The sequence below is a fragment of the Paludibacter sp. 221 genome, from assembly GCF_010501035.1.
GTDB lineage: Bacteria > Bacteroidota > Bacteroidia > Bacteroidales > Paludibacteraceae > QVMH01.
On sequence record NZ_QVMH01000070.1, the window covers coordinates 7684 to 14741 of the forward strand.

Here is a 7058-nt window from a genome sequence, read left to right on the forward strand (position 1 = left end):
GAAAACAAATGCAGTTTAAAACTGCAAAAAAATATAGTCACAAGTCACAGACTTGCGCCAAATATGGGAAAAAACCAAATACTTGTAACTCGTAACTATTAACTTGTAACTAAATAATAATTAAACATTGACAACTAATAATTAAATCGGTGTCTTAGTGTCTCCGTGTTTGAAAACAAAGACTATGTGCTCTATGTGTGAACTAACTGAACCTATGTGACGAAAAACAAAAAAAGAAAAAGTGCAAGGAACAACCACTCTAATCATAATAGCAGTTTATTTTTTGGTATTACTGCTGATATCATTCGTTGTCGGCAGAAAAAGCTCCGACAACAATGCGTTTTTCCTTGGCAACCGCCAATCGCCTTGGTGGATTGTTGCCATCGGTATGCTGGGTTCGTCTATTTCGGGAGTTAGCTTTGTTTCGGTACCCGGCATGGTCAGGAGCATCGACTTTACCTATATGCAAACCGTAATCGGTTTTTTCTTCGGCTACATCGTAGTGGCAAAAGTATTGCTCCCCCTCTATTACCGCTTAAACCTGACTACTATTTACACCTATCTGGAGCAACGTTTCGGCAAATACTCGTACAAAACGGGAGCGTCGTTTTTTCTTCTCTCTAAAACCATCGGGGCTGCCACCCGCCTGTATATCGTAGTATTGATACTACAAACGTTTGTTTTTGATGCATGGAACATTCCTTTCGTTGTTACAGCTTGCGGCACCGTGGTACTAATATGGCTATACACCTTCCGTAGCGGAATTAAAACGATTGTATGGACTGATACACTACAAACATTGGTAATGCTGGCAACGCTTGTTCTGATTGTTGTACAAGTGACTAAACAAATCGACATGAATACGTCCGAAATCGCATCCACCCTGATGCACAGCGAAAAGACCCGGATTTTTGTGTTCGACGACTGGCATAGCAAACAGAATTTTTTCAAGCAGTTTTTTAGCGGTATTTTCATCGTTATCGTCATGACGGGGCTCGACCAGGATGCCATGCAAAAAAACCTTACCTGCCGCAATCTGCGCGATGCACAAAAAAACATGTATTGGTACGGCATATCATTTATTCCTGTAAATTTTTTATTCCTCGTACTTGGAGCAATGCTGCTAATGCTTGCCACACAAAACGGCATCGAGCTCCCCACTGTATCGGACGAGATACTGCCGCTTTTCGCATCCCAATATCTGGGCAAAACGGTGCTTGTACTTTTTATAATCGGAATTGTAGCGGCAGCGTTTTCAAGTGCCGATTCGGCTTTAGCCGCCCTTACCACTTCTTTTTTTGTAGACATCTTGGGGATGCAAAAAGAAGAAGAAAACAAAGCACGCCACAACAGGATAATAGTACACATCGGCATTTCGGTTGTATTTATACTGGTAATGCTGCTAATAAAAACATTCAACAACAAAAGCGTGATTGATGTGATATACACCGTAGTTTCATACACGTATGGTCCCTTACTTGGCATGTATGCCTTCGGGCTATTTACAAAACGACAGGTAAACGACCGATTAGTTCCTTACATTGCCATCGCCTCACCTATTATTTGCGGGGCTTTGGGCTGGGTCAGCACCCATTACTGGGACTATTCTTTCGGTTACGAGCTGCTTATGCTCAATGGGCTACTGACTTTTGCAGGGCTTTGGCTGATAAGCATGGATAGCTCTAAAAAATTGCGAAATACTTGAAACTGAAAAAGATTAGGCGTAAAGCGGACTTAAAGCCGCTATACGCCAACTGAAATTTCCAGCATAGCAAACCCGCACAGCGGCTTTATGCCGTTTGTCGGCTAATAACCCCGATTTAAACTTAATTCAAAACAACTTCTTAAAAAAATATAATTACTAAATTTTTTAATAAGTGAGTTATTTTTAGTATTTTTGTTTTAATTACACGTGGTTACTAACTGTATTCTCCAAATTTATTTATTTGCATTAAAAAAGCAGCATTTGATGAACCTTTCTTTTGATGCCAAACGCATTTTCCACAACAATCGGGGGCTTGGTAATTATAGCCGGGATGTTATCAGGCTGCTGACAACTTTTTATCCGGAAAACAATTTTTACCTTTTCAATCCGGAAAAAGCCAAAAACACCCTCTTTACGCTTCCTCCAAACACAAAAGAAATCACACCACCGAACCTTTACAAAGTTTTTCCAAACCTATGGAGGAAAGTGGGTTGCCTGTCGCAAATAAAAAAACTAAACACCGACATATATCACGGCTTAAGTCAAGAGTTGCCGGGGGGAATCCACAAAACGAATATAAAAACAGTTGTCACCCTGCACGATGCCATCTTTATTCGCTTCCCCGAATTATACGATTCTTTTTACCGGAAAATCTTCATTAAAAAAAACGAATATAGCTGCAAAGTATCCGATAAAATCATTGCCATATCGGAACAGACCAAGCAGGATTTTATCGAGTTCTTCAATGTCGAACCCGAAAAAATACAGGTAGTTTATCAGGGCTGCAACAACATATTCAGGGAGGAAATAAGCGACGAGACATTAAACAGCGTAAGAGAGAAATACGCGCTACCCTCTCAGTTTCTACTGAATGTAGGCGCAATAGAAAAACGTAAGAATCTCGAAACGGTAATCCGTGCGCTTTCGGCCGGAAAAATTGAGATACCATTAGTAGTTATTGGAAATAAGGGGAAGTATTATTTCGAAATAAAAAGCATTATCGAGAAGCTAAATTTGCAGAATCAAGTAATATTCCTGCACGGAGTACCTACAGCCGATTTACCCGCCATATACAAAATGGCGCAATTATTTATTTACCCCTCGCGTTTCGAGGGATTCGGCATTCCGATTTTAGAGGCACTCTGCACCGGAACCCCTGTACTTACATCGTACGGAAGCTGTTTTGAAGAAACCGGAGGCGATGCCGCCATGTATGTAAATTATCACAACGAGGAGGAAATGGCAGTGGCTATGAATAAAATACTTTCGTCGCCCAATCTGCAGGAAGAAATGAGAGAAAAAGGATTGATACACGCCGAAAAATTCACCGACGATAAAATTGCCGCCAATCTGATGAGCGTTTATACTAACCTGAGATAAGAATATGACGAAAAAGAAAAAGGTTCTGATTGACCTCTCTATTCTGAAACACCGGTATTGCGGAACGGGACAAGTAGCTTTGAACTACGGAAAGTATTTTAAAGAAAACTACTTTGCCGACAAGGAAGATTATCAGGTTTATCTTTTAGTGCCGAAAAACATGATTGGCGAGTTTGGCAACGAAGTGAAATACCTGTCGATAAACGCTGTACGCAAATACTTTCCTATATTCTTTCCCAAGTTCGACGTATGGCATGCCATGCAGCAACTAAGTCCGTACAAACCGGTTCATTCTGCCACAAAGTTTATACTTACCATACACGACTTCAACTTCATGTATGAGAAGAAAAGCCTGAAAAAGCAAAACCGGTATTTAAAGCAAATACAAAAAAAAGTGACACGGGCTGACAGGATTGTCTGCATCTCGGAGTTTACAAAGAAAGAGGCCGAAAAATATGCCAATCTGGGAGGGAAAAAGATTGATGTGATATACAATGGCATTGAGTTTTTAGACGAGAAACAGGCTATTAAGCCCGCTTTCGTTACCAGCGACAAGCCATTCTTTTTCACCATAGGACAGGTGAAGAAAAAGAAGAATTTTCATGTTTTGCTCCCGTTGATGAAACTATTCCCCGAAAAAGAGTTGTACATTTGTGGCCGCGATGCAGGCGGCTATGCCGAAGAAATCAGGAACAAAATCAAGGCCGAAAATATACAAAACGTGCATCTCACAGGCATAATCAGCGACAATGAGCGCATCTGGATGTACAAAAACTGTGAAGCATTCCTTTTCCCGTCGCTTTTCGAGGGGTTTGGGCTGCCTGTTATCGAGGCCATGTTGTTTGGCAAACCTGTATTTTCGTCGGCCGAAACCAGCCTTAAAGAAATCGGCGATAAGCATGCCTTTTTTTGGAACAGTTTTGATGCCGGAGAAATGAAAAAGCTGATTGACGAAAATTTAGAAAAATACAACAATTCGGCAAGTGCCAAGGAAGAAAGTATTAGCTACGCTAAATCATTTTCGTACACAAACCATTTGCAACAGTATATAAATATTTATAAAACCATTTGAACCGGATAGGATAATATGATGATTGCAGCAAAAGAATACCTGAAAAAAAACCGTTTCCCCCTGTTATTAATAATTGGTTTTATCCTATTTTATCTTCTCACACGGATAATTCACCCTACGGTTTCTATCTTTGCTTTTAAGGAACAATACCCCCTTATTTCCTCATTCCTGCTATTTATAATCATACTAATTCCGCTACTTTGGTTAGTCCTTTCCAACGAATGGAAATCAATCGGCACATACCGAAAGATACTGATTTTAGGCATTAGCATAGCCGCTTTATGTATCAACTACTCCTTTCAGTCGGGCACGTATGGGGTAGTGGCTTTTGCAGTTTGCACCCTTATATTCCTGTATAAAGAACGAAAAGTATATAAGCCCGAAGTTATTCATTATTTATTTGTAGCCTATTTCCTCTTTCATCTGATAAGTTTATTGTGGGCTAAAGACGTGGGGGCAGGATTGAAACGTTTGGAAGTTTACATCCCTTTTATCGTAATTCCCCTGCTTTTTTGCTTCTTCAAACTGCAAAAAAAGGAAATAGAAAACATTCTCTTTATTTTTTACAGAGGAACCATTATCCTCGTCTTTATCTCATTATGCTGCTGGCTGTTTCAAAGCGTTTTTTACGACGTTCCATTAGCCGAATGGCTTACATTAAAAAAGAAAATTGTAGCCTATTTCGGAAAAGAGACCTATGTTTACCACATAATATTCGCTTGGAGCAATTACCCCCATCCCACTTACAATAGCCTTGGATATCTGTTTGGCATGTCAATAGCTTTTTACTTATACACCGCCAACAAGGGAAAAATAACTACTCTTGAGCTGTCGTTGTCAGTTGTCCTCAGTCTGCTGTTAGTAATAACAACCCAAAGCCGTACCGGATTGCTCAACTGGATGGTTCTGGTTTTCGTGGGGATAGCGTGGCTGCTGAAAGACAAAAAAAAGACGCTTACCATATACTGCATCGCAGGGTTATTGGGGGCAGTTTTATTCTCAATTTTCTTTTCCGATAAAATTTACGGTTTCATATACGACCCTATACGTGCTCAGAACTTCGATACGGCATTCGAATACATAAAATCAAACACCCTTTTGGGCACAGGCATCGGGGGGATGAACGAGATTATGAATTCGCACGAATTTGCCCGGTCGCTGGGCTACGGGCAAGCCAACATCAACCTTGCAAACCCTCATAACCAGTTTGTAGGCGACCTAATGGAAACAGGCATGTTTGGTTTAATACTTGTTTGCATTATCGTGGTCTATATGTTTTACATCAGTATAAAACAACGCAACTGGCCGCTTTTCATCTTTCAGATATGTTTTTTCCAGCTTATGCTAATAGAAATGCCCCTGTACCTCTCGAAAGGAATTTTTTATTACGTATTCTTATCCTGCCTACTGCTACAATACAAAGGAAAAACGCAAATGCTTAACCGCTTTTCATCACACCAAAATACGAACAGCACATAATAACAAACAAATCACCACCATTCTCAATACCTTAAATACATAATAATCGGGCACTTACCCACAAAACAACAGCTACAAACAAAAAAGAAGATGTGGCAAATCTGAAAATTTTAATTTTGCCACACCCTCTTCATATTTCAGCACCGATATATCTTACAGCTCCGCTATACACCGCACACTGAAGCCAAGCGCACGGTTGCTCAGGGTAGCAGGGAACACGTAACTACCAGTAAAGTGCAGGTAAAGCGAGTACACACTGCTAAGGCTGCCACTCCAATAGAGACCGGTAGAACCTACGGAGTAAAGCTCAGCATCACCGTTGTAGCGGCTGCCGGCGGCAGGCAAAAATAAAGTAGTGGTAACACCATCAGGTTTAATCTCGTAACCGGCAGTACCGCTAGCAGCGTCGTGCCATGTCCAAGTATTAGCTACAGCAGTAGCTTTAGCACCGGGAGCAGAACCACCACGAAAAATATCACTCCATTCGCCCTGAGCAGGTACACGAAAACCACTAGGACATGGGTCGTAAGTACTATTTTTCTGATTACGCCAGTTAAGGTCAGCGGTAAGAGCAGATGTCCAATTGTAAGGATAGGTACTAACTTTAATAAAGGTATTAATACCGCCCGTAGTCACACCATTAGTAGTTGTACCACCTGTAGTTACATCTGTAACTACAACATCTGAAACATCACTTGTACGTTTTTCGTGTCCATCGCGAGTACGCCCCCATTGGTACAAGTCACCGTAAACATCGGAATTACGTTGAGTAACGTCAGCAGTAGTACCACTAAAGCTATATACAGGACTACTATAAGCCTTTTGGGCTTCTATGCTTTGGTCGGTCGCCCCAAGATTATAACACATAAATTTACTCCAACCACCACTTACGGTTTTAGCACCACAGCCTACAGCTACTTCGGCTATATCGCTATTTATGCTATTGCCGTTAGCATCGGTAACTTGGCAATAGTAACGGCGCATGCCCAAAGCAGATAAGTCGGGAGTAAAAGTTGCAGCTGTTTCACCAGCTATAAGGGCAGGAGCGGCGTTGGTGTTAGCTGCCACTTCGTACCATTGATAAGTAAGCGTACCGATACCGGTAGCTGATACGCTGATAGTAGCCGATTCGCCAGCAATACCTGTAAGAGCGGTTGCATTTTTAGTTTCTGCCCAGTTGAAAGCACGGGGCTGAGTGGTAATTTGCGGAGCTACATTACTACCGCAATTCGAAATCCAAGCAGTACCATTCCATGTATCGGTACATTTAGTAGTGGTGTTGTAAATAGTAAGCCCTTCGGCTAAATCTTTACCGCTTACCGATAATTTGTTACGTTGAACGGTAGTAAGCTGAGGCAAGCGAAAACCGCCTGTAGTGCCAGCTACTTCTAATAGTGAAAAACTTTCGGGTGCTTTGTCAGC

The 7058-nt window shown here is 41.3% G+C and carries 5 protein-coding genes; 4 read left to right on the forward strand and 1 reads right to left on the reverse strand.

What is annotated here, in order from left to right:
* The first annotated feature begins 241 nt into the window (after positions 1 to 241).
* The 4 genes from D0T49_RS12345 (at position 242) to D0T49_RS12360 (ending at position 5636) form a co-directional block, all read left to right on the forward strand.
* Positions 242 to 1705, forward strand: coding sequence for a sodium:solute symporter (locus D0T49_RS12345; protein WP_163632080.1), 1464 nt, complete (start codon positions 242 to 244; stop codon positions 1703 to 1705).
* 264 nt (positions 1706 to 1969) lie between these two features.
* Positions 1970 to 3085: a glycosyltransferase family 1 protein gene (locus D0T49_RS12350; RefSeq protein WP_163632083.1), complete on the forward strand. Its 1116-nt coding sequence runs from the start codon at positions 1970 to 1972 to the stop codon at positions 3083 to 3085.
* Between the two features lie 4 nt (positions 3086 to 3089).
* Positions 3090 to 4157: a glycosyltransferase family 1 protein gene (locus D0T49_RS12355; RefSeq protein WP_163632086.1), complete on the forward strand. Its 1068-nt coding sequence runs from the start codon at positions 3090 to 3092 to the stop codon at positions 4155 to 4157.
* Positions 4158 to 4172: 15 nt separating this feature from the next.
* Entirely contained in the window at positions 4173 to 5636 is a 1464-nt protein-coding gene (locus tag D0T49_RS12360) for an O-antigen ligase (RefSeq protein WP_163632089.1), read from the forward strand.
* A gap of 153 nt (positions 5637 to 5789) precedes the next feature.
* On the opposite strand, the gene D0T49_RS12365 is transcribed toward D0T49_RS12360, so the two are convergent.
* A partial coding sequence (locus D0T49_RS12365) for a fibrobacter succinogenes major paralogous domain-containing protein (RefSeq protein ID WP_239057073.1) occupies positions 5790 to 7058 on the reverse strand: 1269 nt, incomplete at its 5' end.

Coding starts and splice junctions, on each gene's coding strand:
- D0T49_RS12350 (WP_163632083.1), top strand. CDS start 1,970: ATGAACCTTTCTTTTGATGCCAAACGCATTTTCCACAACAATCGGGGG.
- D0T49_RS12355 (WP_163632086.1), top strand. CDS start 3,090: ATGACGAAAAAGAAAAAGGTTCTGATTGACCTCTCTATTCTGAAACAC.
- D0T49_RS12360 (WP_163632089.1), top strand. CDS start 4,173: ATGATGATTGCAGCAAAAGAATACCTGAAAAAAAACCGTTTCCCCCTG.